A 25,988-nucleotide genomic window follows, 5' to 3' on the forward strand; every position below is an offset into this window, starting at 1 on the left:
GCATGCGAGCGCGGTTAGGCAGGACTCTGGCGCAACGCTTGAGCAATCCAAAAGAAGGGAAAATCGAATATGTCGCGCTTCAACATTGGCTCTGGCCTTATCGCCATGTTGTTCATGCTCTCAGCCCACTCCAATGCCACAAGCTTTGACTGCGTCAAGGCCTCAAGCTTTGCTGAGAAATCCATTTGCACAGATTCTGCGCTCAGTCGCCTTGATGAGGCGCTGAACTCTGAATATGTCCGGTCAATAGATCGAGCGGCGGATAAGGCACAGGCCCGTCAAGACCAACGTGAGTGGTTGCGCCGGCGCGACAACTGCAAGACTGCCAACTGCGTAGCTTCATCAATGACAGAGCGCCTCAATGCGCTGGCACGTACCAAGATCGATCAGCCAACAAAAGCGCCTACCGAAATTACCAGTACCCGGGTTGACCAAACCGCAACAGCTGCGATTCCAAAGCCCGTTGCTTCAGCGCCTGCCCCCGCCACGGTGAAGCCGGTGACTCCACGAAGCGCAGCGGAGGATCACCAGGCGTTCCTATACTTGAAGATCGGCCTGTTCGTTATGGCAATGCTGCTGCTGATCTGCATTTACTTGCATCGCAGGGGGACCATTACGATTTACCAGGACTACACCGATGCGCTTTGGACAAGCTTGACTCCCATCTTGGGAATCGGAGCTTATTTCGTTGCGAGCCTCTGGTTGGAGGTACCACGTAACTACTCCATTATTGCTGCCTGTGTTCTCGGCGGGCTGATGTCGTTGCAGGTGCTTGTTCAAACGTACAGAAGCAACGGCTTCTGGTTTTTCCTACCCTCCCTCTTTGCAAAAGTCACTTTGCTGACGTTCTACTTCCTGATGATTGCTCTCCTGCTCTGCGGTGGGGCCCGAACCAAAAGTGAAGCTCGGCGTCGTCGCGGCTTGGCAGTTCTTGCCACTACCGTGTTCGTTTTCCTCTCTGGCTGGATTTGTCGCAACCGCCAATTCAGCTCGATCGACGATTACATTGCCGGTCGGGCGTAAGCCTAAATCGGTGGTTAGGCTATTGCGATTTGCGCAACCCCGATGTACATGAACGTCGAACCCTGTGTGCGAACGCCACAGTCGAAGCAGACAACTCAAAAAATAAAGTAACTAGGAATACAGGATCAAGGAGCAGTCATGGGGTTTCGGTTTAGTAAGCGAATCACGATTATGCCTGGCGTACGCCTTAACATCAGTGGCAAGGGTGTAAGCACTTCGATCGGGCCTCGCGGACTGAGTATGACGATGGGGCGCAATGGCACCTATATCAATGCGGGGTTGCCCGGTACCGGCCTTTCATACCGTGAAAGAATCGACAGACCTAGCAGACCGAGAAGCTCCCAGCCGGCCCCCGCCGGAAGCGAGTACTCGGGCCAGGTCAAAGTCAAAGTAAACGACGATGGAACCTTGTTGATTACTGACATGGATGACGTCGAGCTGCCGCCCGCGGTCATCAAGCGGGTTAAGAGTGAGATGGCAGATTCCATACAGGACCTGCTGATGAAAGCTGCCGATAAGGTCAATCAGGATCTTGAGTCCTGCTTGGGCGTGCATCTGTTGACGCCACGCCCTGGGTCCTTGCCGGTCATTCCAGCGTCGTTCGCCATCGAAGAACCGATGATGCCCGTTCAGCAAAAGCCGGGCTTGCTGGATCATGTGATGCTTCGCAGTGCGAAGATTGAACGCGAAGCGGAGTCCGCTGAGGAGCAGTATCGTCTTGACCTGGCCAACTGGCAGGAGACGCGGGACGCCCATGAACTTGAACGCACCGAGATTGAGAAAGCGTTTCGGCTGGCTGCAAAAGGCTACAGCGCTCAGATGGAGCGTGCATTGGACTATGTGTTGAGCGGAATTGCCTGGCCAAAAGAAACCCAAGTGGCCTACGAGTTCTCCCACGACGTTACAGGTGTCGCGCTCGATGTTGATTTGCCTGATGAGGGAGATATTCCCCAGCGCAGCGCTGAAGCCCGTGGGAACGGCAAACTCACCTTCAAGAATCGGTCGGATGCCCAGGTGCGCAGGGATTTTGTCGCGCTGTGCTATGGCTCTCTGTTTCGAGTTGTAGGTGAGGTATTTGCTCTACTGCCAGCCATCCAGAAAATTCTGGTGTCGGGTTACATCCAGCGAGACAACCTTGCTACGGGAGCAGTGGACGATCACTACGTACTCTCGGTTTTGGTAAGCCGAGATCAGTGGGATGCGATTGATTTTAATCGGCTCGATGCGATCGATCCTGCAGCAACTTTGAATGCGTGTGGTGCAGTAGTAAAGCTGGACCGTTCGGCACGTTTTGTTGAGGTGACGCCGATGGATATGGCAGTCCTTAACTGAGATGGTGGCCCCGCGGCGGTCATGCGCCGTCGCGGGACTACCGAGAAGTGGTTTACCGAAGAATGCCTTTAGCCTTTGCTTCTTTTAGCCACATCGGGAATTCCTGCATCAACCGATCGTACAGCTGCTCTTCGGTAAGCGTCTGCCCAACACACCTTGCGTAAGTTAAGCGGGCACCCACTGATGCGGCAGTAACTGGCCGATCTCACTCGCCCGCTGCGCCGGCAACCGAGTTAGCACGTCTTTGAGATAGGCATACGGATCATGCCCATTCATGCGCGCCGACTGGATCAAACTCATAATCGCCGCCGCCCGCTTACCGCTGCGTAGTGACCCGGCGAACAACCAATTCGAGCGTCCAAGAGCCCACGGCCGTATCTGGTTTTCGACCGCGTTATTATCTATGGGCACTGCGCCGTCCTCGATATATCGAGCCAGTGCGCCCCAGCGCTTTAGGCTGTATTCCAGTGCTTTGGCGACAGCCGATCCTTCGGGCACAAGATCGCGCTGGGCCAGCATCCAGGCATGCAGTGCATTGAGTATTGGCGCCGCTTTTTCCTGACGTATTCTCCAGCGATCTTCGTCAGTCATATCTCGCGCTTGCCGTTCGATTTCGTACAACCCGCCAATCGAGTGAAGCGCTTGTTCGGCCAGTTGGCTTTTGTTGGTCGCATGCAGATCGAAGAACTTGCGGCGGGCATGCGCCATGCAGCCGATTTCAGTGATGCCTTGCTGGAAGCTTGCTTTGTAGCCGGCGAAGTCGTCGCACACCAACTTGCCATTCCACTGGCCAAGGAAGTTGCGCGCATGTTCGCCCGCACGGCTAGGGCTGAAGTCATAAACCACTGCCTTGAGCGGCGAAAACGGCGTAGTGCAGTAAGCCCAAACGTAGGCACGATGGGTCTTCTTCTGGCCCGGCGCGAGCATCTGCACCGGCGTTTCGTCAGCGTGGATCACGCTTTGGGCAAGTACCGTTTCGCGTAACGCATCGACAAGCGGCTGGAGCTGCACGCCGGTTTGGCCGACCCATTGCGCCAGTGTCGAGCGAGCAATTGCCAGGCCGGCACGGCCAAAGATTTTCTCTTGCCGATACAGCGGCAAATGGTCAGCGAACTTGGCCACCATCACATGAGCCAACAGGCCTGCGGTCGGGATGCCTTTGTCGATCACTTGCGCCGGTACCGGTGCCTGGATAAGCGTTTCACACTCGCGGCAGGCCCATTTTCCACGTACTTGTTGCTCGACCGTGAACACGTCCGGCGTGTAATCCAGCTTCTCGCTGACGTCTTCGCCGACGCGCTGAAGCTGGCAGCCACACACGCACTGGGTGTTCTCTGGTTCGTGACGGATCACCGTTCGTGGAAACTGCGGCGGCAACGGCGCACGCTTGGGCTGCTGACGCGATTCGGCTGGTGCGGCAGGCGGATTGACCGCCTTTAACTCAGCCTCGATTGCTGCGATGTCAGTATCAAGCAGGTCGTCGAGCAGGCTGCCCTGATCAGGGCTAAGTTGCTCGCTGCGCTTGGCGAACTTGTGCCGTTTGAGCAGTGCGATTTCGTGTGTGAGCTGTTCGTTGACCGTTTCGATCCGCTGGATCTTCTTGCCCATCGTGTCGACCTGCGACAGCAACTGCGCAGCGAAGGCGCGCAGTTGATCGGGGGTCATATGATCGAGATTGGGCGAGGAAGTCATGCCGTGGATTTTACCAAAGCAGGTCGCTTGCGGCAGTAGGTCAAGGCGCGAATTACAGCCTTTTAAAGCAGTGTGATTGCACCGCCAGCGCCAACCCTTTGCCAAGGTAAACCGAGCACCAAGGCATGAAGTTGCTCGGCATCCAGCTCCATTTCACAGCCTTGTCGAATGCCAGGCCAATGAAATTTGCCTTGGTTCAACCGACATGCAGCCAGCCAAACGCCAATCCCGTCATGCACCAGCACTTTCATACGGGTAGCGCGGCGATTGGCGAACAGATATGCGCAGTGCGGCTTCGCCGCACCGAACACCGTAATCACTCTGGCCAGAGCTATTTCAGTGCCGGCACGCATGTCCATGGGTTCGGTGGCGAGCCAGATAGCATCGATGCGAATCATTGCATGAGCCCACGGACAAAGCGGGCGCATCCTTCAGGATCAGAAGTTGGCCATTTCACTGTGATCGATTGATCACCAAACGGTAGATCGATGACCACCGACGTTTCAGTCGGCCGTTTGGGCGTAGATTTCACTGGAATAAAAGCAGGTAGCATCGCTGGCGGCTGATCTCGGTAAAGCGGCATCCACTTTCGAATTATCGCTCAACGCCCCGAAAACACGGCTGATTGAGTTCGGTCGTTTTGCTGTGATGAATCGTAGGAAACGAGGTTTGAGAAAGCCGGACACTTTTGATTTTCTGGGCTTCACACACTGCTGTAGTGTCAGTCGACGCGGTGACTTTCAAGTGCTGCGACTAACTGTCAAAAAGCGTATGCGTGCGACGCTTCTGGCTATCCGTGAGGAGTTGAATCGCCGACGTCATGACCATGTCCGGGTTCAAGGGCAATGGCTCAAACGCGTAGTGAGCGGTTACTTCAACTACCACGCGGTGCCGGGAAACCTGATACGTCTTGGTGGTTTTCGTCTTGCGGTCTGCCGTCTATGGCGGCAAGCCCTCAAACGTCGTAGCCAGCGTAATCGGCTTCAATGGTCACGCTATGGACGCCTTGCTGACTTCTACATACCTAGACCCAGAAATGCACATCCTTACCCTGAGGATCGCTTCACGTCACATACCCGAGGCAGGAGCCGTATGCGGTAGTTCCGCACGTACGGATCTGTGCGGGGGGCGGCAGGTAACTGCCGTCCCTACCGCGACCGCTCTTCGGTCATGTCGTGGAGATCATCCAGGGCAAAGAACCCGCAGTTGTCTACGACTCTCCCGGGCATGGTGTCCAGCTTTTCAAAAATTCCATAGTTTTTGCCCGCCAGGCCAACGTATTGCCAGAAAATCCCCAGCTTCGCGGCATCCACCATTAGTTGCGTGATTTTGCGATTTTCGGATACCCCGCCGTCGCTGATGAACACCACGAACATAGGGGTTCTGTCTTTCGACGCCTGGAATGACTCAACCACCTTTTCGATGGCTCTCGGTTCGTCGTTGTAGCGCCGACCGACGTCCCACTTGGTCCAGCCGCCTTTGTCGTTTTCGATGAAATTCTGGTAGGTTGATTTCAAACTGACCACCTGTGGCCATCTTCACACTGCTGCAAGGCGTAACGGTCTGATTGAAGAAAACCATTTAACGATCGTCAGAAAGCTTGCCTTGGGCGTCGACACCGAAACATACGTAGTCGATTGAGCTGGGACTTTCGATGTTGACGGAGAGTGAGAGGGAAAGACCGTGATTAATATTTGCCAGCGGCATGCGCTGGCCTTGGGTGATCTGCAGGCATGGTTCCTGGGACGAATAGGGCAAGACATGAGCGGCCTGTTAGGTCGCAGCGGGAAAATTCGAAAGGTAGAGATGTGCATTCGCTTCGTGGACACAGGGCAGTTCAGCAGGATTTTTAAGGTACGCCGGTGTATCTGACACGGGAGTTGTTTGGTATCCCCGCGGCCGGCGAAAGCCGTCGCGGGAGCACCTGAAGCGTCAAAGTCTGCTGTGTGTGCCTGCCAGCACGTTTGGTTAGACGTACTGTTTTTTACCGCTCCTTTCGATTGGGTGTCCTTTAAACACTTCTGGACCGTCCATGGTGAGCTCAATTCGATCCGCCTTCCGGGTCAGCCAAGGGGTGGCTTCACTGCTTGCTTTAGAAGTAACGCCGGATGGGCTGAGAAGGATATTGTCATGGTCGATTTCGATTTGACCGATCACATAGGTATAAATCATTGAACTGAAGAATCCGCTCTTGAATTCGTAGGCACACTCCACGACCTGGTCGCCATATTCCATCCGCATCTTCGGTTTTAGCGATGCCACTGACACGGCCCCATTGTCTACCGCTGAATAAACGCTGCAGACCAGAGCTACCTTGCCTCCCATGAGCTGCGAGATCGCTGGGTTAATTTCGACGGTTTCTACACCAGGAGCGGAGTCACTGGCGCTCACTACGTCACCGGTATGAAAAACGTAGGGCTCTACGTCAAAGGCACCACGCTTGTCGGGTGCCTGGATGATGGACATTCGGCCATCAGGACGAAGGATGCCTATTCGCAGATCGAGGTCGTCGTTGTCAGAACCGTCGCCGTTATCAACCCACGTTGCACTGACCCGAATCACTTTTGGAGCAGACGGGCCTTTTTCGAGGGAGACCTTGTGGCTGGTGCCGGGCTTGTCCAGCTTAACCACAGTCTTGGTCATATTGACGGGCTTCGAAGGCGATGTAGGAGCGACTGCTGGCGCAGACGGAGCTTCGTCTTCCACCTCGACTCCATAAAAGCCACAGAGTCCGGCGAGGCCTGAGGCGAACCCTTGCCAAACGGATCGAGCCTTTAGCTGGCCGTTCCGGACGTACAGCTCAAGCACGATGATGCCCGTCTCTTGAGAGAATGGTTCAGGAGCAAGTTCCAGAATTTGGTCCCCGGCAATGACGGTCGACCGTAGTTCTTTGACTGCATCGAAACCGCCGGCGCTGCCATCTTGCGTCAGGGTGATGGCAATCTTCGTGATGTTTGATGGGAGACGAGACGAGTCGAAACTGATGCTGTGACTGACAATGCCGTCACGAACGACAGGCGCGAAGAATGAGGCCGCGCCTGAAGAGTGCTCAGGCGCATTGAAGAAGACCATGCCGCTGTCATCTACCACCTTGCCTGTTTCGGTGACGAGAAACGCAGTCAGATTTACGTCCAGATTATTCCCTGCGGCATGAGTAACTTCCACGCGCCCTTGGGTGGTGGAGATTGTTGTGTTTTCGCCGGGTTTGAGTGACTGATTCAAATGATCTCGCCTATTCCATGGGGTTTGGCAGCGTCTGTTCATGCACTGCGCGTTCAATTTTTAGGGCGAAGGCCCGATTAAGGGAACGATCCCTTTTAGGGTCTTACCGCATCGATGCAGTGTAACGGCTTGTTCACCGGCGACCGCCGAGACAACCAATCTCTACTTCATGCCTGAAATTGATGGCATTACCACACGTTCCCGATACCTAAATTTGGATGCCTGGAAAAAGTTGAGGCCCAACATTGAAAGTCTTCTGAGTCCCGTTAAGTTCTGATCGTAGGTAACGAAAGCTTTTGCCCGGCGCGCTTAATTGAAATGCGACAGGGCATTTTGAGTGGTGCCATCTCCAGCTAGATGGCAATATGCTACATCTATTTGCGCTCACCCTCATCATCCAGGGACTGGCGTTTATTTCTGGCAAGGATCAGTTGGATGCTAATCGCACTTGTGGTTTTGAACGCCCTTTATTTGGTATGTAGTCTCCTTTTCAACGCCGAGCTTCTCAACTTTGCTGGCGCTGACATCCCCCTCCGGAAACTCGAAGTCCTTGAGACGTACAGCCAGATTCTGGCCGCGACGAGCATGTGCTTGCTGGTATGGCGAATCTGCTATCGACGCTATCAAGGCAAGGGGAGGGTGCTGTGGGTTTGGCTTGCCGCATCGACTCTTGTTGTCACACCGCTGACGTGGTGGTTTCAGGGGGCGGCTCCTGACTGGATCGCCGAGCAATTCCCTGGCTCGCTAAGGGTTAGTAGCCTCTACGCATACGTCACCAAGAAGGGGTTGCTCTACGACTCCCTGACAATCCCTCAAATCCCCTACAAGGCCTACAAGGACCATGGAGAGGGGAAGGCTTTTGTGGCCAATTTGGGTGTACTGATGAGCGTACAGGGGGCCTACGTAGAGCGCATTGACAAGAATTTCCAAGGCTTTGCTGCAGCGGTTTTTCGTGGTTATACCGCCCGCAACGGAGACGCGCTTTATGAGCGTCTTCAAGAAACAGTTTTGCCATCCATCAGTGACATCAGTAGGGCGTATGCGCAACTTGAAGGCTTTCGTGCAGGAGGCATTCCGGGGAGTGAATGGCGGCCCATCAAGTTCCCGGATGCTGGAGAAGATCTGGGTTACGAGCCGACCGTTGATGAGTATGCCCGGTCAATCAATCCCGGTGTGCGGACACGAGAGGCGTTGGCCAATACCGTCGAGGTTCGTCACATGGCAAAGCACAAGCTCGGCCCCCTCTACGTTAAGGGCATGAATCTTCTTGCCACGCGTGACCAGTACCAGGCCTATCTGCCAGGCATAGCCGACAACATGGCCTATGACGTCGCTCACACCGACATCCACGGTGCTCAGGGTCTGAACGTTGTGAAGAACATGTGGTTCATCCCATTTTCTTTGCTGAGCGGCCTGTTCTTCGGTGGCATCAGTCTTGTGGTCTTGATCATCTCGGGTATTGAGGCGCGTCGAAGCTTGCCTGGGCGCATTCGTTTCGTTCGACCTGTCGCCGTCGTTTCGATCGTTATGCTGCCTCTCATTGTGGGCAACTCGATTGTCGATAGCCCCGGCTACCGAGATGCGTTCAGAAGTTTGGGCAAGCAGCCGGTAGTGCTTGCAGCAGTTTTTCATTGGGCCATGTCCTCGGAAGCAATGCTTTACAACATCACAAGGCCTCTGCTGAAAGCAGAGTGACCTACACAAAGGGAGAGTCACCGTGCGTAAAAAGTTTCTCGTTTCAGTGTTGGCATTGGCTATTGCAGCATCAACTTCTGGATGCGCTGAGCTTGGGATCGACAAGCGAGAAGCCGGCACCGCAATCGGCGTCGTTGCTGGTGCGGTCGTTGGGCAGTTCATTGGTAAAGGTAACGGTCGGATCGTTGCGACGATTCTCGGCGGTACACTGGGCGGCTTCATCGGTAACAAAATCGGAGCAAAACTCGATGAGCAGGACAGGCAGGCACTTGCGCTACGCACCCAGGATGTTCTGAATGCGTCTCCAGCCAGCGCCACTGCAGCACCGGCGTCCTGGACTTCGTCTCACTCAGGGGCAACCGCGCAGATCGTGCAGGGGCAGGAGTTCACCCAAACCAAAACGGTTGAAGTCAAGCGCGCTCCGAAAATCGTGGCCGTGCCAACGATGAAACTGATTAACGAACAATACCTGACCAAGAGCAGCTCCAACGTTCGTTCTGCGCCCAACAAAAGCGCCGAGAAAGTGGGCGGCTTGAAACCCGGTACCGAGTTCACCGCAGTGGGCTCAACAGGTGACTGGATTCTGGTTGGCCGTAAGGGTGTGACCGTTGGATACGTTAACAAGGACCTGGTTGAGCCAAAAGCTGAAGCTGTGGCGAAGAGTGTGAAACCTGCGGCCAATCTGGACGAGATGAATGTTTCGGCCGACAAAGAAACCAAGGCTTTCGACCTGGATTCAATTCCGAGTTTGCCAACTCAACAAGTAGCAGCAGAAACCTCCTGCCGCCCTGTGACCGTGAGCTTGAAAGCGGCTAATGGCGACACCGAGCAAGAGCAAAACACTTTCTGCAAACAAGCCAACGGCACCTGGGAACTAATCTAACCATGAAAAACCGCGCACTCGCTCTTGTAGTGGCGAGTGCTTGCGGCATCGCGCCGCAAGCATTTGCACATGAAGTAGCGTATAGCAAGACCGAACAGATCCATGTCGTCGTCGATGGTGAAGCAACCACTTGGTGCAAACCAGAAATTGCCATCACCATGCAGCGTCCGACCTGGGAAGACCTCAAGCCGTTAAACACGCTCTTGTCGAAGCTTCCGTACATTTTGGGTCAAGAATGCCCAACCGCTAAGGTGACTTGGAAAGCCGTCGATGCAAAGGGGGCGGTTTACGCCACTGGCGCGGGCAACGCTACCAATTTGGGCCTGGCCACGCTGACTACACCACCGGCCGCGCCGGCGGTTGCGGCGCCTACTGCTCCGGCAGCCCCCGTGGCCGCCCCCACCGCTCAACCTGCGGCACCCGCAGTAGCGGCTGCGCCCGTAGCTCCAGTCGCTGCGCCTTCTGCACCACCAGTTGCTCCGCCTGCTGTCGCTGCATCAGCCTCGGCCCCTGTGTCGGCCCCAGTGCCACCACAACCGACCCCTGTCGCTGAGCCTGCTCCAGTTGCAGTGCAACCTGCGCCGGTTGCTCAAGCGCCTGTGGCTGTAGCTCCAGCTGCTCCAGTAGCCCCTGTAGTCGCTGCACCTGTCGAGGCACCTCCTGCTACCGATCCTAAGCCTGCTGCTCCTGTAGCAACACCGGCTGCTGTTGTCGCAATGCCTACCGGTGACTTCGGGCGCTCCTTGGTTCTCGCCAATCAAAACTTGATGGAGATTACCGATGGCAGCGGATGCAAATGGCTCCTCAGCAAATCGATTACCAATGAAAGCGATGCTGGGCTGTCTTTCGCTGCAACACCAGCTATGCCTTGTGGTGTATCCGGATACGCCGAAGGTACCTTCGAAAAATTGCGTTGGTCGATCCCGAACACTTACCGCGGCGACACGTGGTCAAAAACCACCGTGCATCCAAGTGGCCTGATGTTCAACCAAGCCCTCGTTCCCGCCGTGAAAGGAAAGGCTCTGTCCTTCATGAGCAGTAAAGCTGACCAAGCGCTCTTTCAAGTAGGCGAACTGTCTGCGCGCGGGATGAAGGTCTACCTGGCCTTTGAGCGATCCAATTATCGTGTTCTGACACCTTTCGGGAATGATCCGTACTACGTTGTCATCGGCTCGGATGAAGCGTTTGCTCTGGATGCAGTTGAGTTGAAGCGTGCAGTTGTCGAGGTCTACCAATTGATCAAGGCAACGTCTCCATCCACTGTCGGAGTGTCGAACCTGTTCTTCGCGAAAAACCTCGAAGCGCTGTATCCGGAAGGCTATTCCAACGACACCAAAAACAACATTTTCCGTGGTCGGATGGGCGAGAACCGCGGTGAGCTCTACTTCGATGCCCGCGAAGGCACCAACTATGCCCTACGTCGTGAAGAAGTGCGCCTAAGGGAGGCGCGCCGCCTGCAAGAGCAGTTGGCGGAGACACACACTCGTGTGTTGAACCGTTACGAGGCGCTCAAAGAAGGCATGAAGGAATACGAAGGTCGTGAAACAGAGGCCTTGGCGAAGATGGCAGGAATCAAAGTCTCCTTCGGATCGCCAATCGCAATGCTTAATCCCTCGTCGTCGCAAACTGCAGTGCCGATGATGATCCATGTGACAGGTAAGTCTGGCGACTTCTACGAAGTCGACTTCCCGCGCAAGGGACGTGTTCAAGCTGATGGCGAACTGGAAAAACGGTGGTACGTGGTGCCGGCGGCCAACATGACCCCGTCTCTGCCTCTTGAAGATGGTAAAGCCGTTCCGACCTTTCGGGTGTACACCTCAGAAAGTGCCTGGGCATGCGAACAAGATCACTGTGCTGATCGTGTCTCGTTCGGCGCCGTCCTGGCCAAGGAGTTCCCGAATGCCGGTATCGACTTCAGTTGGACCCCGGAAGTCTCCCAGAAGTATGTGGATGCCTGGCAGCAAGCATCCGCTCAAATTCAGTAAGGCCTTGCCACTATGAAAACGATGAACAAGAAGCACATCCTCATCGCTGCGGCGGTGGCGGGTATTGCGATCCTAGCAGGAGGCGCAATGCTTTCTAGCTCTTGGAAAAAGCAGGCCCTGAGTTATTACGACGAGCTTAAAGAACAGTTTCTGCTCGAGAACGTTTTAAGCGAAGGAGATATTTCGTATTCCTTCTGGTCCGGAAACCTCACTGTTGAATCTCCAGAAATTCGACTGGTTGCGGCGCAAACCAACGGGGCCGAGAAATTTCTCACTGGTCTTATGGGGTTGATGGGCGACAAGTCCTCGGGCTCCGGTGAAACCGGTCTAGTCGCCTGGTCGAGGTACTTGCTCACATCCGCGACGGGTAACGGGAATGCGGGTGGCGTGTATCTGAAAGCAGACAAGCTCAAGGTAAGCCGCAGCGGTGACGACAAGAAAGGCGAGATTCATGTCCAGTTGTTGGGAATGGACATGGGAACGCCGTACGTGTCGCACAAAGGCTCTGAGATTGTCTTGCCCGTCGAAGTCGCCGATGAGATTCAGCCCCGCGGCGAGATCGGTCCATATGGCAGCGTCGTCAAGTCCCCCTACACCTGGGGAAGCAACGTGGTCCAGCGTCTCCCATTCACTGGCGCGTTCATCACAGGTGCGACTGGCGAATTCGGCACCAAAGTAGATCTGGATTTCCTTGTGCAACGTTCGAACGACGGCGAAGGCTCCATCAAGTTTGTCGTTGTTCATCGCAATGACGGTAGCGAAATCGGGCGGATTGTTCGAGAGGCCAAGTTTGCTTCGCTTCCTCAGTTGGATGATGTCCAGGCTCAGCTCAAGTCAGCTTTCAACGGTTTCATCATGGGTGCTTACAGTACTTCGATGGGGCAAGCGGTGATTGCCGAGGCGGTGGGCGAGTTTGCCCGCAAGACCAAGGTGGCGAGTTACTCCCTCACGTATAAGGATTTCGATCAGTTGAAAGATCGATTTGACGAGTACAAGTCCGCCACGAAGGGCCTGGAGTTCGCCGGGTTCTGTGCCGAGGCTGGGTTCTCTCCTTATGAGAGCGACTTCGGTACTAAGGCCAAGGATCACAGCGATTCGGAATGCGCGATCGCACAAAAGCTGGCCACCGATGGAAAATTTGAAGAAACCTACATTTTCAAGGAAGACAAAACATTATTCGCCGGCTTGTTCGTGAGCAAAAGCTTCGCGCTTGAGACGAACTGATCAGCTTAATCCCACTACCTGGTGTGCGGTCCGCCGTACGCCAGGTCTCCCCAAAATTCACAAGGGCAGGCATTTCATGATTAAGGCTTCTAAATGGGCAATTTCGGCGCTGTGCGCGGCGCTACTGGCTGGCTGTGGTTCGAGCCAAGACAAAGCTGAAGAGTTGGTCGAAAAGATGGGCCTGGACTCCCAGTACAAAATGGTCGTGCAAATGGCCACAGCAGGTTACGCGACTAAATATCGCGAAGTCCCGCCTGAGAAAATCAGGGCTGTGATCGAGGACAACATTTCTCAGGATCTGCTGAAAGAGACTCTGGTCGAGATATACACAGACCATTTTGATGCCGATGAGCTTGAGCTCATGATCAAGGCTAACAAGAACCCTGCCGATGCCATGAAAATCATCATGGGCTCCAAAGACGGGATAAAGCTCGCGCAGAAGTCCGTTCAGGTCCAGGCGGAACTGCAGCAGGACATGGCCAAGGCTTTCGCAGATCGTGATGAGGACATCATTGACGAGCTGGATGATCTCCAGAAAGAAGCCCGCGGCTGATCCGTTCAAGGCCGGCTCGATGCACTGGGTAATCCGTACATCGAGCCGGTGGTAAGCATCAGTAATACCAGGCTGTTGCTGGTAATACATGGTTGTGAGTGATGAGACTATTTCTTGTAATTCTGATGATGCTCAGTGGCTACGCCCATGCTGGTTGCGGGAGCATCAACGATGATGATCAGCGCGCCTATTGTTACGCCACAGATGGGAATGGCAGCTGCGCAAGCATCAAGAATGACGATCTTCGGGCCGCCTGCTACGCGGAAGCTGGCAACGGAAGCTGCGCAAGCATTCGTGATGATGACAAACGCCGTTATTGCTATGCGAAGCAGGGCAATGGCAGTTGTGCGAGCATCAATAACGATGACTTGCGTAACACTTGCTACGCGGAGTCAGGGAACGGTAGTTGCGCGAGCATCCGTGACGATGACCAGCGTAACCTGTGCTACGCCAAGAAAGGCAATGGCAGTTGTGGGAGTATCAAAAATGACGATCTTCGTCGCCAGTGTGAGATGGTGAAACGCTGAACGGCGCATACGACGAACTCGAAATTGCCCTCAAAAAAATGCCAGTCAGGCAACTGACTGGCATTTTTATTTTCTACGTCTTCCTGCTCATAGTACCGGAGGTAAATCCCAGCCGATGTAGGCTAGTCAACCAAGGACTTGACCTCTGGGCCGCTTCAAACGTCGGCTAACGAGGATCAGTGCAACCAAGATCAGAAGCGTGCCCGCACCGAGGAATATCGTGTTGAACCACGGAAACGGTTCTTCACGACTGGTAGTGGCTTCAATGTCGGTGATGTTGGGAAACACAGACAAGATCTGAATGCGCCAGCCGTAGTAACGAATGAGGGCCAGCTGCTGGGAATCCCGCGAATACCCCTGAGCCTTTGCCTGTACGTCCGCCGAATCAAACTTGAAATACCAGGGAAAACTCCAGCCTGTATCTTCGTTCCGGTAGACGGTTACAGCCTTCGTTGATGGGTGTTCGGTATTGATGAAATACACATCCCGGGTTGGGCCGTCGGCGGGGTTTTCTGCATTGATGACGCCGTCATCGTCAACTCGCTTCACTTCAACACCGGTGATGGAAACCACATCGTACTGCGGCAAGACGTAATACAGACCCAGCGCAGCACCGGTGACCACGATCAAGATCGCGCCGATAACCACCCCTTTAATCCACTTCATGCTTATGCTCCATTTTTGATGGTCGGATTCTGCCCCAATTCGCTGGAGGGGTTCCGCATTTTGCAGGTTCGATGCAACTAAACTTGGTTAGCAAATGTGTAGCGCGACTGAGATAGTGAAGTGTGCAAAAAGCCCAAGATTTCTCCTGGGCTTCAAATGCTCAACTCGTACGTGGACGTGCGTCCATCGGCCTAAGCCAATTCTGGTGTCGTATCAAATTCCAGGCATTCGGAGAGTGAGGTGAACTCGGGACGCCTGCACACCCACGCGGTGAATGCGGTGTACGCCACTGCCAAGCCCGTGATCAATGCCATCTTTTGCTTAGACTCTCGGCGATTTCTTGCCTCAGCTCGCGCCTGGGATTCGCCCTTGCGCCTGGCGCTACCCGAAAACAGTGATGCGATCAGCATTCCAATCACGACATAGAACACCGAAATAAGGGTGAGCTTGGCGATAATGACGAGAGTGATGCTCAGGGCCCCCTGGTTCGCGCGGAAGGTAGCGTACACGGCATATGCGATGGCCAATAGAATTCCGGTCATTAAGGCGATCCCTTGGGCGAGTCCGGGCAATTCAAGCCAACGCAGAACTAACGCCACAGCAGCACCTATCGCCGGCAGCGCGTTTGTGATCGCCCCATCGGTGTAGTCGTTATAGATCGTGGCGGCTTCTGTATGGTGTCTCCAGATTGCCCAGCAGGTTAGTAAGGCGCCTATTAGCAGGGTGTACTTCCATGCTGGACCGGCGAAGAAGGCCTGCACCAGTCGTTGCACAGCTGGTTTCTCCGCAACTTGCTGTGCTGCAGGGCGCATTTGCTGTGGGGAGGTCGCATAGCTTGGGGGCTGGTAGGAGGGCGACGTTTGTGCCGCTTGCGGCGGGGTTTGACTCGCCTGAGCTTGTTTCTTCTGACTAGATTGCTCTCGTAGGTGCCGTGCTTGTTCCTGAGCGATCCGGTATTCTTCAGCTCGATGGGCGTTTGCCAATTCTTCAGCCTGGCGCTGAGCTTTATATTCTTCCTGGCGCAGCTTTTCCTCTGCAGCGTATGCCTTACTCTTCTCAGCGCTTGAGTAATTATTCAGAAAGGTGACACGAGCACCCAAGGTTTTATCGAGACACTCCTGGGTTGTGCATTGATTCCGCACGGTCAACCATTCTCGTTGTGACTGACGGAGCTCGTCCGGATGCGCTGCATCAGCAAGTGCTTTTCGATATGAGTCGGCAAGAATGCTGTCGACGGTATTCAGATAACCGTCCTTGCAGATGCTGGTCTCGGCGAAACCTGAAGCTTTAGAGCAGTCAAAGCTAGCTGCCATTGAGTTGCTGGCCACCAATGCCAGCGTCAGAGCTAGAGCGTTGCGAATCATCATTCAGTTCATCCTTAAGTCCATTTTCCATGCTCAAAGCCCGGCTTAGCAGTGATAGGCCGGCAATGAGAGTTCAGGAGTGTGTTTATAAAATTCTATTCGCCGATCTGTGTCAGTTGGCCAATCAGAAGCGGCTTGGCCGGTAGCAGAGGAAAACATTCCGGAATAAAAAAGCAAGGGAGAGCCCCTGGCTTTTATCGAACGGGGCCCGGTCAGGTCATCGTGACATCGTGTCTATGTAACGTGACATTTGGGGGCGGATACTTACTAACCCAGCATTCCACAGTGTCGGAGCCATAGGTTTTTTTCCATTCTTTTAGACCCTTATGGTTGCCACCTTTAATTTCGATGACTTCACCGTTATGCGGGTTTTTGTATTGCTTTACTTTGCGAGCAGCGCGCAGGTTGCCGGACTTGGTGGTCGGAGCGGCGCCTTTGGTGACTGCTTTCGGATCGAGAAGGGCGATTACGTCACGCAGACTTTTGCTGTACTCACCCATCAGGGTTTTCAGCTTGGTTTCGAATTCAATTTCTTTTTGCAACCCGTCGTTGGTCTTCAAAGACTCCAGACGACCCTGGAGCTCTTTGATTGCTTCTTCGGTGGCACGATATTCATTAATGAGCGACATGACTTTTCCTTAGATAGGGTTCCCATCCTGGGCTCTACAGACAAAACCCCGGTCGCCGAGTGGCAACTACCTTGGTCCCGCGGAGGTGTTAATTCTGTTGAGAAGCTGAGTTCTCAAACTCGGCGTATAGATCTTATTGAGTTGTCTGGGACGAGGGTCAATGGAGTGATGTCAAAATAACATGAGCCAAGTGTGCCACTATTGGATTTCAGAAGTCCATATGTCGTTGATGTGTTGGCGCTCGTGCCGAATTGACCCACGTGCTGACGCAAGACTGACCCATCTCCAAAACCGCACAAATCCGGCAAAGGTAATAGCTCGCGAGGTATCAGACTGGGTCACTCACATCTCGGCAACAGGGTCAATTCCGCGTCGGCGCCAACACCCGGCCTTTAGATAGACGACTCATCGCCAGCTGTTGAGCCATCTGCAGAATGTCGGCCTCAGTGACAGGCGACTCCATGACATAATAACCAACGTCTTCTCGCTAGTGCAGTAAGACATACGCGAGACATGTGATACCTCCCGCCAGCGCGAGCATACCCAAGACAGTCATTGCCTTAAGCGACTTGAGTGACGCCTGATGAGCGCGATTGGCCTGTTCAATCTTCTGCGCCATTTCACTAATCGTATAGTTTAACGCTTCATTAGCAGCTTGACGTCCTTCCTCGTACTGGACCGGGGTCAGGAAATTGAGCTCGGTAAGCTCCAGTAGGATTTTGTCTCGCCCATGCTCGAACTGGTCGGGGGAGAGAATCTTCAGCTCGTCGATGATTCGCAGAACTCTATCCTGGCCTTTTTCCAAGTGAGTCAGCTTCTTTTCGAGATCGGAAAAGCGTTTGTCAAAGTCATCAAACTTGCCGTAACTGTCCTTGATGAGTTGCTTCTGCTCATTGGACAGTGATGCTAGGGCGCCATTGCTTGCAGCAATCTCCGAGCGCGCATCGTTTATCACTCGCAGAATTCCATTGAACTCCGTTACTTGGGAGGCTTGCTCCTCAAGCGAGCCTATGACTTTGTTCAGTTTTTGTAAGTCGTTCACCACTCGATTCCTTTATAAATAGTCGTGAGCTTGGCGAGCCTCGTAAGCAGGGGAGTCAAAAGCTGATGGTAGGAATAGGGATCCTCGAATTCGGCATTTATGATTTCAAGGAAAGGCGATTCGGGGAATTTCTCATGAATCAACTTTGCGAAACGGCACTGGGCATCAACCGAGAACAGCGGTTTGAGCTTCAAGGTATCCCGGATCAACGCTTCGACCTGTTCACTGCTCTGCTGTTTGAGACGCTCCAGGGACGAGGCCATGCGCCGCTCTCCATCAGCATCATCGAACTCATCGGTCGTCAGACGAAGTATGCCGCTTAAGTAATTCAGGCAGATATTGTCCTTGTAGGACTCCAGAAAGCGCGAGAGTTGCTCTTTCAGAGTGGAGAGCTTCGCTGTGCTGATGATTTCCTTCGAGTCGGATGCGCTATCTCCCTCGAAAAAGATAGATAGCCAGACAGAGGTGTCATCAGGATTTTCCGCAAGGTGAGCCATCAGATGGCTGGACTCGTTGAACTTGAAATAGCCTTCCAGGCGGTTCTTGAAGTCCTCCTCACTGATCTTGCCGGCCGCCAGATCGCTGCATTGCTCATACACTGTTTTTAGTGACTGGCGGCGGTTATACGCAAAATGATCGTATGACCAGAGGAGTAGAACAAGAAAGATGAACTGGTTTTTGTCGATCGTCCCCTTGTCCAAGCGCTCGCACAGGATCCTGTGGTACTGATTGCTGCTTTGGAAGATGTCGCTCAGCTTGAAGCTGGTATCGTATTTTCTGAGCTTAAGCTCAAGATTCTTCTGCAGTTGCTCTTCATCGGGGCAACTGAACTCGATCGTCAGCCGGCCCTTGAAGAAATCTTCAACGAGCCAGTCTAAAACGATGCCGAGCTGGAAGAGTCGATAAACCGCCTTTTCAAATTTGAATTTGTCAGTACCAAACTGGGAGGCGCTTGCAGAGATGGTCTGGACATCGCTGTTCTGCAAGAAATATTGATAGATTGCGGTCAGCAGCTTGAACTCATCATTTATAGTGTCCAGGTTGTGCGTCATCAGATAAAGGTTGGTGTTTACATCGCTTTCGCGGCTCAAACCTTTGACGGACTCCTTGAGCTCGGCCACCGAGGTTGCAGCATCCCAGACCTTGTCCAACAGGCCGATATTTCGTTCCTTTGTCAGAAGTACATAGCAGTCGGCAGGGGCGTCTGTAAACAATCGTTTGTCTCGACCCGCCCGCCCGGCCTCCTGGTAGAGGGCCTCCATGGATCCGGGAATGCCATAGTGAACGGTATAAGCAATGTTCCCTTTGTTGACCCCCATGCCAAAGGCTTTGGTGGCGGTCAGCAGGCGGTACTTGCTGGCCTTGAAGTCGTTTTGCACCTCTCGCTTATAGGCATCGAATGCATCGCCCCCCATGCTTCCGCTTGACGGCGCTGAGCCCGAAAAAAAACGGACATCCATGCCCAGTGTGGAGGAGAGCTTTCCTGCCAGCTTGTAACAGCCCTTTTGCCCGTTGACGGTCGAAGTAAAGATGATACCAGCCTTCGATCCTTGCCCTGCCGAGGCCGATCCGTTCCACTTGGCCTCCATCTCGTCCACCAGTTGGATCAGTGCGTCAGTCTTGTGGCCCCGGTCATCAATCACATGAAATGACAGCTCTTCCCTGGTGTAATCAAGAGGTGTGCGCACATTTTCATCAGGGATGTTGAATTCCGACTGAATGTCCTTGAGAACATTGACGGAAGCGGTTGCGGTCAAGCCGATGTAGCTGGCATCGGGAGCGAGCCTCTCGATGGTGTTGGCTAGATTTAGGTACGAGGTTCTGAAGTCGTGTCCCCACTCGGATAAACAGTGGGCTTCATCGATCACGGCATAGGCAAAGGCACGATCAAGACCGATGGCGGTCATCTCGCTTCGGAAGCTCTGGGTCTGGAACCGCTCCGGGGAGATAAACACGAGGAAATATTTGCCCCGCCCGAAGTCATTCTGGATCCTAATTTTCTGATCAGGCTTCAGATCGCTGGTGATGAAATTGCTACGCATAAAGCCGATGGTATCCAGATCAGCCTTCTGGTCATACATCAGGCTCTTGATTGGGCAGACCACGAAACTGATAGCGGGCTGCAGGATCGCAGAAAGCTGATAACAGATCGACTTGCCTGCTCCGGTTGGTAACAGACCGATAGTGCCTTTCCTCGACAATGCGGAGCCGATGATTCCGAGCTGACCCTCTCGAAAATTCACATCGTCCAGCAGAGGGAGGAAAAGGTTTCCGAGGAAGAATTTCAACGCCTCCCTCTGACTGCTTCCCGGGCTTAAATCGAGTTGATAGCAAATGGGCTCGGAGCACGACATCTCGAAGAGGTCGTAGTCAACAAGCGCGCAATTCTCCATGGAGAGCGCATTGGAGTTGGCAAAGCAGCGATAGAAGTCGAGGTAGTGAGTACGTGCATAGATGACATTTTGGTTGACCTGGAACGAGTCATCAAAGCGCTCCAAAATGCTGAAATCTATTAGTAGGGCATCGTCCGAGGGGAAGCTTATTGAGTTTTCGATCTCCTCCAGATCCACTTTAAGCTCCAGCTTCGGCAGCCCCCTGAGCGTCAGTAGCTGCGACAGCAGTTCTGCCAGATCTCCGATGCCTTGATGCGCGAAATCGATACCGTCGCGGTTTAGGAGAGCAAGCTTTTTTGCCTCACCCAGCCGGATTTCGCCACATTCGATCAGCTCCAGAACAAGCAGTTGAAAGCGGATCGCAGCCGTCAATCGAATGCTGGGACTGCCTATATCGACACCCTCGTTATAGGCGAGCCGGTAGTCCCGGAGAGTCAGCCCGTTGGGAGGGCTCAGTATCCCCTCTTGTTCAAGCCGGTCAATCATTCTCATATGATCGACAGCGCTGGACATTTTGCCGATGAAGCTCTGATTTTCGGTGGCAATCTCTTCGGTTGTGAATCGAATGGTTTTCAAGCCAAGTGTCTGGGTGAACTCATCGCGGCCTTTGTCATCCACTGACGCTTCATGCTGCTTACCATCAATTTCGAAGATCAGTCCCGCCTGCGGAATGAAAAAATCTACCTGACGATTTTGGAACTGATCGACGTAGACTTGCGTCATTTCGAAAATATTAACTTCGGGCAGGGTAAGCTGTTTGACGAATTGATATTCACCAAAATACTTCCTCATCAGCTCGTCAAAAAAGCGCTTGGCCGGATAGTTTCCGGTTCTGCTATCGCCTCTGATCAACCGTCGCCAATCAAGAGGCTTGGGCGAAATAAGTGCTTGGCTGGCAAACTCCAGTCCGCTCTGGCAGTACTTGAGCCCAAACGCACTCCTCAGTCTACGTGAGGCGATAGTGGGCTTGCCACGCTGGAGCATATTCCTGAGGACATACACAACATCGAGGATTGGCTTCGACTCAGGTTCCGATGCAATGGAGTAGGATCTGAGGTTGTGGAAAACGAAGTTGTGGTTGGTGTTTGCGTAGTTTGCACTGAACTTTTTGCTGACCAGACGTGCTCTGCCTGAGTGGCGAGGTGCATCAGTCCTTACGCTAGCTGCCTCAGGCAGCTTCTGCGTTGAACTGTAAAGGTTTTGAAAGAGCTGGGCGTTGTGTTGTGCCTCGGTACTGTTGTGCTCGCATTCGGCCCGGTAAAGGGTCTTGACTAGTGTAAAGATGAATACCCGCGCCCTGGGATACGCCTCCGAAAGCGCCCGGACAATGTCGCCGGTTGTGGCGCCAGAAGTTAGTACATCGTCGACAATCAGGAAGGTCGGTCCGCTATCCTCTTGCGACACCGCAATGCTTGGGGTTGCGATATACGCGCCGTGCGCCTGCTGGGCACGTTCCTTTGCCGAGCACATCGTTGACTTAACAAGTGGGCGGCTCTTGTGCAGGCAATCAGGGCGGTAGTCGGCGCCGATCGAGGCGGCCAGCCGGGCGCCGAGTAGATCCAATGAGGTGGTGTTGGCAGAGGTATCCAGCTCCGCATGGCCGAAGGCCCTTACGACGAAGTCTATTGGTGGTAGGGAGTCACAAACCTCCAGCGCTTTGTTGATCCAGCGTTCAACCGCTTTTTTCTCGCGATTTTTGAAGGCCCAGATTTCCTGCTTGATGTCGCCCAGATAGTAGCCTAGGTGGAATCTGTGGCCGTTCTGAATGAAGTTGGTGCGAAATTGCTTCGGCTGGTTATGACCGATGCTGGCCCCGATGCACTCAAGTATTTCGGCCGCGCTTGATCGGTGAGTTCCGATATCAGGAGCCTCTCCCCAGCCGGTTGCGAAAAACTTCACCTGGGCATTGAGTGCACACTCTCTATCCTGCTCGCTATCGCCGATATAAATCGTTTCTTCGCAGGAAACCCCGAAATGCTGTCTTATCTTTTCGACGCCTTCGCTTGCCGGCTTGCGATTCCGAACGTCGTGATACGCAACGATGTAGTCAACGGCAAGTTGAAAGTGCTTTAGAATATTCCGAACATAGTTCAAAGGAGAGTTTGTAAAAAGGGCCACCTTGATGCCGGCTGCGCGGGCTGTGTTAAGTAAATCAACGGCTTCATGATAGGGTGTGCAGCGCTGGATATTGGACCCCACATCCCTCCATCTTTTTTGGGCACGCAGCTCCGCTACGGCAGAGGTATCAACAAGCGTTCCATCTAGATCGACAATAATGCATTTGATCATAGAGAACTTCCTGTTTCCCTCGACCTTTCTTCAAAGGATGCTGCCAGCTGAGTGAGCTCCAGGGAGATTTCTGCGTAGGTGTCGCGTGTGTATGGCGTTGCTATTCCGGAATTCACCAACTGCTGTGTGCCGCTGATCTGTTCGATGCCGAGGTCCGGATACCCGGCGGCGCTGGCATTGGGGACGTATACCTTGCGATGCATGGAGTTGGCCGCCTTGACCGCGTGCATGGTTCCGCCGTCGATGGCTGTTTCAATGGCAAAAACCGCCCGCGCGAGTCCTGCCTGAATGCGATCGCGCTTGGCGAAGAAGGCAGGAATTACTTTGGTGCCGGGTGGGTTTTCCGAAACCAGCAGACCGCCCTGGCTAAGTATCTGTTCTGCCAAGTCACGGTGATTGGTCGGGGCTATACTGATCAAGTCGACCAGTACCGCTACGGTATGGCCATGGTTATCAAGGGCGGCGCGGTGTGCGATGGCATCAATGCCGAGAGCTAGGCCGCTGACTATGCAGAACCCTTGTTTGGAAAAGTGCTCCACCGTTTTGTAAGCGATTATTTCGCCCAGTCTGGTGTTGTTGCGGGTGCCGACGACCGCAATGGACTTGGGATATTTTATAAGGTCGCAATTGCCTTTACAGAACAGTAGCGGTGGTGGGTCGGAAAGTGAATTGAGCTGGCTGGGATATTCGGCAGAGCCGTAAACCAAGACATGGATTCCCGCTTCATTCCATTTGGAGATGGACTTCTCACAGTCCAAGCTCAACGCGTCATATTTACCGCTGGCGAATAAATCTTCGACTGTCTGCGTTATCGAGCTGCTGAGTTTTGGTACCTTAGCGAAATCTAGCTCGCGAATCGTCTTCAGGTTGTTGGCGTGGTAAAACTCAATGAGTTTCACCAAGGTGCGGTTGCCGACACCTTTCAAGCTTCGAATTACAAGAATGTCTGTTATTCGCACTGAATTTCCTTATTTCTCTCTCGCCAAACAAAGAGATGACTACCAATCCCGGCATTTTCGCATCGGTAGGATCGCTTTTTAAGATGCCGAGTGCAAATCAAAAGATTTGGGCTGTCCGCTTGCATTCACAGTGTTCATGGGGAGCCTCGTCGCGTCCAACTGCCCTGAGCTCATAGACTGTAAATGACCGTTTTTGGCCGATTCTGTTGAAAAAAGAGCTGCCGGCAGAATCGCGCTCTAAGCGAGCATGGGGGAGTCAAATCAGAACTGCGGCCCAGTGCACTGGCCGTTGAGCATCCGGCCATAGCAGGCCGCTTGGGGTTGCGCTGCGCCGGTGCTGCCGTGACACTCACCATTGACCACTGCGCCGATGCAATCCTGTGCGCGGTATACCGGATGCCTGTGGGAGTTCAGCTACCTGACTACACTTACACGAACCAGTTCATTGAGCGTTTCATCGAGTTTTTTAAAGCCAAAATCCGTCATAACCGCAACATAGCTCGCCAATCCAATCCCTATGCTCACGACAGCAAGGTCCGATACGTCTGGGCGCGAGAGCATGGCCAGCACGGCAAGCCGCACCACCATCTGGCTATCCTGTTGAACTACGATGCCTTCAACGCGCTGGGTAAGTTTGTTCCTGGTAGGAACAACATGTTCAACCGTCTGGCGGAGGCCTGGGCCAGCGCCTTGGGCTTATCTGGAGAGGCGGCCAGCGGCTTGGTTGAGATCCTGCCGAATCCCTACTACCACTTACGTCGTGACGACTTGGTTGGGCAGGCTGTGTTCTTCCAGCGAACCAGTTATCTCTGCAAGTCGGCTACCAAGGTCTTTGTGGATGGCAGCCATGGCTTTGGCTGCAGCCGAAGCTAAGTACAACTGCTGGATCACGACAAAAAAATAAGTGATCAGGTTCCGTGCCGATGACTGCCCTGGCGTCAGCCAGGAGCAGTCTATCGGGCAGTGTGAGTCTAGGAGTTACAGGTAACCCCGTTCCGCCAAAGACACGCAGCCTTCATGGCCCACTACCACATGATCCAATATTCGTGTGCCAACCATGTTCAAAGCGTTCTTGAGGGTAGTGGTGAGCGTGCGGTCGGCTTGGCTGGGCTCCGGATCACCGGAGGGATGGTTGTGAACCATAATTACGGCCGCGGCATTATGTTCTAGAGCGATCTTGACCACTTCCCGTGGGTACACACTGGCACCATCCAGGGTTCCTCGGAATAGCTCCCTGAAGCCTATTACTCGGTGCTTAGTGTCGAGCAGTAGCAAAGCAAAGACTTCGTACTCGTGGTACTGCAGCAGTGTTTGCAGGTGGCTGAAGACCTGCTTGGGCTCAGTCAGTGCCCGGCCTTTAGATAGACGACTCATTGCCAGTTGTTGAGCCATCTGCAGGATGTCGGCCTCGGTGACCGGTGATTCCATGACATAGGTGCCGGTCGTCTCACCTGCTTTGAGCTTGTGATATTTCATGGGGATTCTCTTGAATTGGAAGACATTGGGTCAGGTTGGATGTGTGATCAGTGGGCGCGCGCAGAGTGGTCACTGCCGCTTTGGAGGGATTTGGATTCCAGCTTTTGTACCAGTGAGGTTTTGGCAGGGGCCGCTGGTTTGGGGGCTGCTTCTGCCTTGCTGGTCTGATCTTCAACTGCGGGGAAGAACTCCTCGACGATGGCCCCGGTGTCCTCATCGCTGTCTTCAAAGTCTCCGTTGCTAAAGCCCTGTCGTGCCGCTTGATCCAAGGCGCTCTGGTCAAAGCCCGCGGCTTGCCGGGTTTCCTCCAGCTGCTGGGCTGCCAGTAAGGCGTCTTCTAGGCTCAGCCCATTGCGTACCGTAATGTCCACGTAGAAGATCGGCGTGCCATGGCTTTGCCGGGTGGATTTACCGCGTAGACGCAACTCCAGCGGCAGACAGGCGAGGCGATCGCCGGAGATGGCTTGCAGGTAATGCAGACGCGCAGCCAGAGTGCGGATACTGTTGTAGCCTGTGGTGCGAAAGACAAAACTGCCCAGCGGATCGTCATCGCCAATCACCACGTTGAGCCGGCCGTAAGGCTTGCAGGCATGGCCTTGAGCCAGTGAACAGCCATCCGGTGAAGGGCAAGGCAACGACTGAATGCCATCCTTGGTCAAACGCTTGCAGGTCTCACCGTTGCCGACGCACAGTGGTCGTCCTGTAGTGCGGTCGAACAGGCTGTAGTCAGCCCGAAAGTTGAGGTCGGGCTCGTTGAACAGCAGCCGGATCGGAATGTTGCGCAGCTTGCCGTCCTGGCCATTGCGTAGTTCTTCGTTAAGGGGATGCAGTAACCAGCCGTCGCGGCTCTGTACTTGGGAGGTGAGGGTGAACTGATCGTCTTTCTCCGGTAGACGCTTGCCGTTCTTTTCGACGACCTTGCCGATGGAAATGCGGCCCAAAATCGGGGGGGTGATGGCTAAACCTTTGAGCATGGGAGTTCTCCTGTATCTGAAATAAAAACGCCACCGAGACCGCGCAAACGGCCAGGGTGG

Annotated in this window: 22 protein-coding genes and 1 pseudogene; 9 read left to right on the forward strand and 14 right to left on the reverse strand. The window is 53.9% G+C overall.

Translation table 11 applies throughout. The features are described 5' to 3' along the window. The first annotated feature begins 69 nt into the window (after positions 1–69). The gene (locus ACP7D9_RS28895) at positions 70–1,023 is read left to right on the forward strand and encodes a lysozyme inhibitor LprI family protein (RefSeq protein ID WP_426160355.1); all 954 of its coding nucleotides are present in this window, start codon (positions 70–72) and stop codon (positions 1,021–1,023) included. A 138-nt stretch (positions 1,024–1,161) separates the two neighbouring features. Beyond that, entirely contained in the window at positions 1,162–2,355 is a 1,194-nt protein-coding gene (locus tag ACP7D9_RS28900; protein WP_426160356.1) for a DUF4236 domain-containing protein, read from the forward strand. A gap of 52 nt (positions 2,356–2,407) precedes the next feature. On the opposite strand, the gene ACP7D9_RS28905 is transcribed toward ACP7D9_RS28900, so the two are convergent. From ACP7D9_RS28905 to ACP7D9_RS28925, 5 genes are all read right to left on the reverse strand, one after another. Then, positions 2,408–2,536, reverse strand: coding sequence for a VWA domain-containing protein (locus ACP7D9_RS28905; RefSeq protein WP_426160357.1), 129 nt, complete (start codon positions 2,534–2,536; stop codon positions 2,408–2,410). Continuing rightward, entirely contained in the window at positions 2,521–4,047 is a 1,527-nt protein-coding gene (gene tnpC, locus ACP7D9_RS28910) for an IS66 family transposase (protein WP_426160358.1), read from the reverse strand. Before tnpC ends, ACP7D9_RS28905 begins: the two co-directional genes overlap by 16 nt. Before the next feature lie 62 nt (positions 4,048–4,109). Then, positions 4,110–4,445 (reverse strand): IS66 family insertion sequence element accessory protein TnpB, encoded by a 336-nt coding sequence (gene tnpB, locus ACP7D9_RS28915; RefSeq protein WP_426160359.1) that lies wholly within the window; start codon positions 4,443–4,445, stop codon positions 4,110–4,112. Between the two features lie 750 nt (positions 4,446–5,195). After that, positions 5,196–5,564, reverse strand: coding sequence for a VWA domain-containing protein (locus tag ACP7D9_RS28920; RefSeq protein ID WP_426160360.1), 369 nt, complete (start codon positions 5,562–5,564; stop codon positions 5,196–5,198). Between the two features lie 451 nt (positions 5,565–6,015). Next, positions 6,016–7,269 carry a TerD family protein gene (locus ACP7D9_RS28925; RefSeq protein ID WP_426160361.1) on the reverse strand — a complete coding sequence of 418 codons (1,254 nt, stop codon included), beginning with the start codon at positions 7,267–7,269 and terminating at the stop codon, positions 6,016–6,018. 435 nt (positions 7,270–7,704) lie between these two features. Here ACP7D9_RS28925 and ACP7D9_RS28930 point away from each other — a divergent pair, with 435 nt between their 5' ends. The 6 genes from ACP7D9_RS28930 (at position 7,705) to ACP7D9_RS28955 (ending at position 14,136) form a co-directional block, all read left to right on the forward strand. After that, positions 7,705–8,964, forward strand: coding sequence for a hypothetical protein (locus tag ACP7D9_RS28930; protein WP_426160362.1), 1,260 nt, complete (start codon positions 7,705–7,707; stop codon positions 8,962–8,964). 22 nt (positions 8,965–8,986) lie between these two features. Beyond that, on the forward strand, positions 8,987–9,847 hold the full coding sequence (locus tag ACP7D9_RS28935) for an SH3 domain-containing protein (RefSeq protein ID WP_426160363.1): 861 nt from the start codon (positions 8,987–8,989) through the stop codon (positions 9,845–9,847). 2 nt (positions 9,848–9,849) lie between these two features. Further along, positions 9,850–11,832 carry a hypothetical protein gene (locus ACP7D9_RS28940; RefSeq protein WP_426160364.1) on the forward strand — a complete coding sequence of 661 codons (1,983 nt, stop codon included), beginning with the start codon at positions 9,850–9,852 and terminating at the stop codon, positions 11,830–11,832. A gap of 12 nt (positions 11,833–11,844) precedes the next feature. Then, a complete protein-coding gene (locus ACP7D9_RS28945; RefSeq protein ID WP_426160365.1) occupies positions 11,845–13,056 on the forward strand; it encodes a hypothetical protein in 1,212 nt (403 codons plus the stop codon). A 76-nt stretch (positions 13,057–13,132) separates the two neighbouring features. Next, positions 13,133–13,609 (forward strand): hypothetical protein, encoded by a 477-nt coding sequence (locus ACP7D9_RS28950; protein ID WP_426160366.1) that lies wholly within the window; start codon positions 13,133–13,135, stop codon positions 13,607–13,609. A 101-nt stretch (positions 13,610–13,710) separates the two neighbouring features. After that, positions 13,711–14,136: a hypothetical protein gene (locus ACP7D9_RS28955; protein WP_426160367.1), complete on the forward strand. Its 426-nt coding sequence runs from the start codon at positions 13,711–13,713 to the stop codon at positions 14,134–14,136. A gap of 126 nt (positions 14,137–14,262) precedes the next feature. Here the strand turns inward: ACP7D9_RS28955 and ACP7D9_RS28960 are convergent, their stop codons facing one another. The 7 genes and pseudogenes from ACP7D9_RS28960 to ACP7D9_RS28990 form a co-directional block, all read right to left on the reverse strand. Beyond that, positions 14,263–14,802 (reverse strand): DUF1523 family protein, encoded by a 540-nt coding sequence (locus tag ACP7D9_RS28960; protein WP_426160368.1) that lies wholly within the window; start codon positions 14,800–14,802, stop codon positions 14,263–14,265. Between the two features lie 191 nt (positions 14,803–14,993). Continuing rightward, on the reverse strand, positions 14,994–16,169 hold the full coding sequence (locus tag ACP7D9_RS28965; RefSeq protein WP_426160369.1) for a hypothetical protein: 1,176 nt from the start codon (positions 16,167–16,169) through the stop codon (positions 14,994–14,996). Between the two features lie 209 nt (positions 16,170–16,378). Further along, positions 16,379–16,795 (reverse strand): histone-like nucleoid-structuring protein MvaT, encoded by a 417-nt coding sequence (gene mvaT / locus ACP7D9_RS28970; RefSeq protein WP_426160370.1) that lies wholly within the window; start codon positions 16,793–16,795, stop codon positions 16,379–16,381. Positions 16,796–17,174: 379 nt separating this feature from the next. After that, a pseudogene (locus tag ACP7D9_RS28975) lies at positions 17,175–17,258 on the reverse strand (DNA repair protein RadC); the annotation flags it as partial. A 24-nt stretch (positions 17,259–17,282) separates the two neighbouring features. Further along, complete coding sequence (locus tag ACP7D9_RS28980; RefSeq protein ID WP_426160371.1) at positions 17,283–17,837, reverse strand: hypothetical protein; 555 nt, start codon at positions 17,835–17,837, stop codon at positions 17,283–17,285. After that, entirely contained in the window at positions 17,834–22,519 is a 4,686-nt protein-coding gene (locus ACP7D9_RS28985; protein ID WP_426160372.1) for a RecQ family ATP-dependent DNA helicase, read from the reverse strand. Before ACP7D9_RS28985 ends, ACP7D9_RS28980 begins: the two co-directional genes overlap by 4 nt. Further along, positions 22,516–23,478 (reverse strand): DNA-processing protein DprA, encoded by a 963-nt coding sequence (locus tag ACP7D9_RS28990; protein ID WP_426160373.1) that lies wholly within the window; start codon positions 23,476–23,478, stop codon positions 22,516–22,518. Before ACP7D9_RS28990 ends, ACP7D9_RS28985 begins: the two co-directional genes overlap by 4 nt. 396 nt (positions 23,479–23,874) lie before the next feature. Between ACP7D9_RS28990 and ACP7D9_RS28995 the strand changes: the two genes are divergently transcribed. Continuing rightward, a complete protein-coding gene (locus ACP7D9_RS28995; RefSeq protein ID WP_426160386.1) occupies positions 23,875–24,351 on the forward strand; it encodes a YagK/YfjJ domain-containing protein in 477 nt (158 codons plus the stop codon). Between the two features lie 105 nt (positions 24,352–24,456). Here the strand turns inward: ACP7D9_RS28995 and radC are convergent, their stop codons facing one another. After that, positions 24,457–24,954, reverse strand: a complete 498-nt coding sequence (gene radC / locus ACP7D9_RS29000; protein WP_426160374.1) for a RadC family protein — start codon at positions 24,952–24,954, stop codon at positions 24,457–24,459. 47 nt (positions 24,955–25,001) lie between these two features. Then, positions 25,002–25,928, reverse strand: a complete 927-nt coding sequence (locus ACP7D9_RS29005; protein ID WP_426160375.1) for a hydrolase or metal-binding protein — start codon at positions 25,926–25,928, stop codon at positions 25,002–25,004. Between the last annotated feature and the right edge of the window lie 60 nt (positions 25,929–25,988).

This window comes from Pseudomonas sp. TSRC2-2 (assembly GCF_049897785.1).
Lineage (GTDB): Bacteria > Pseudomonadota > Gammaproteobacteria > Pseudomonadales > Pseudomonadaceae > Aquipseudomonas.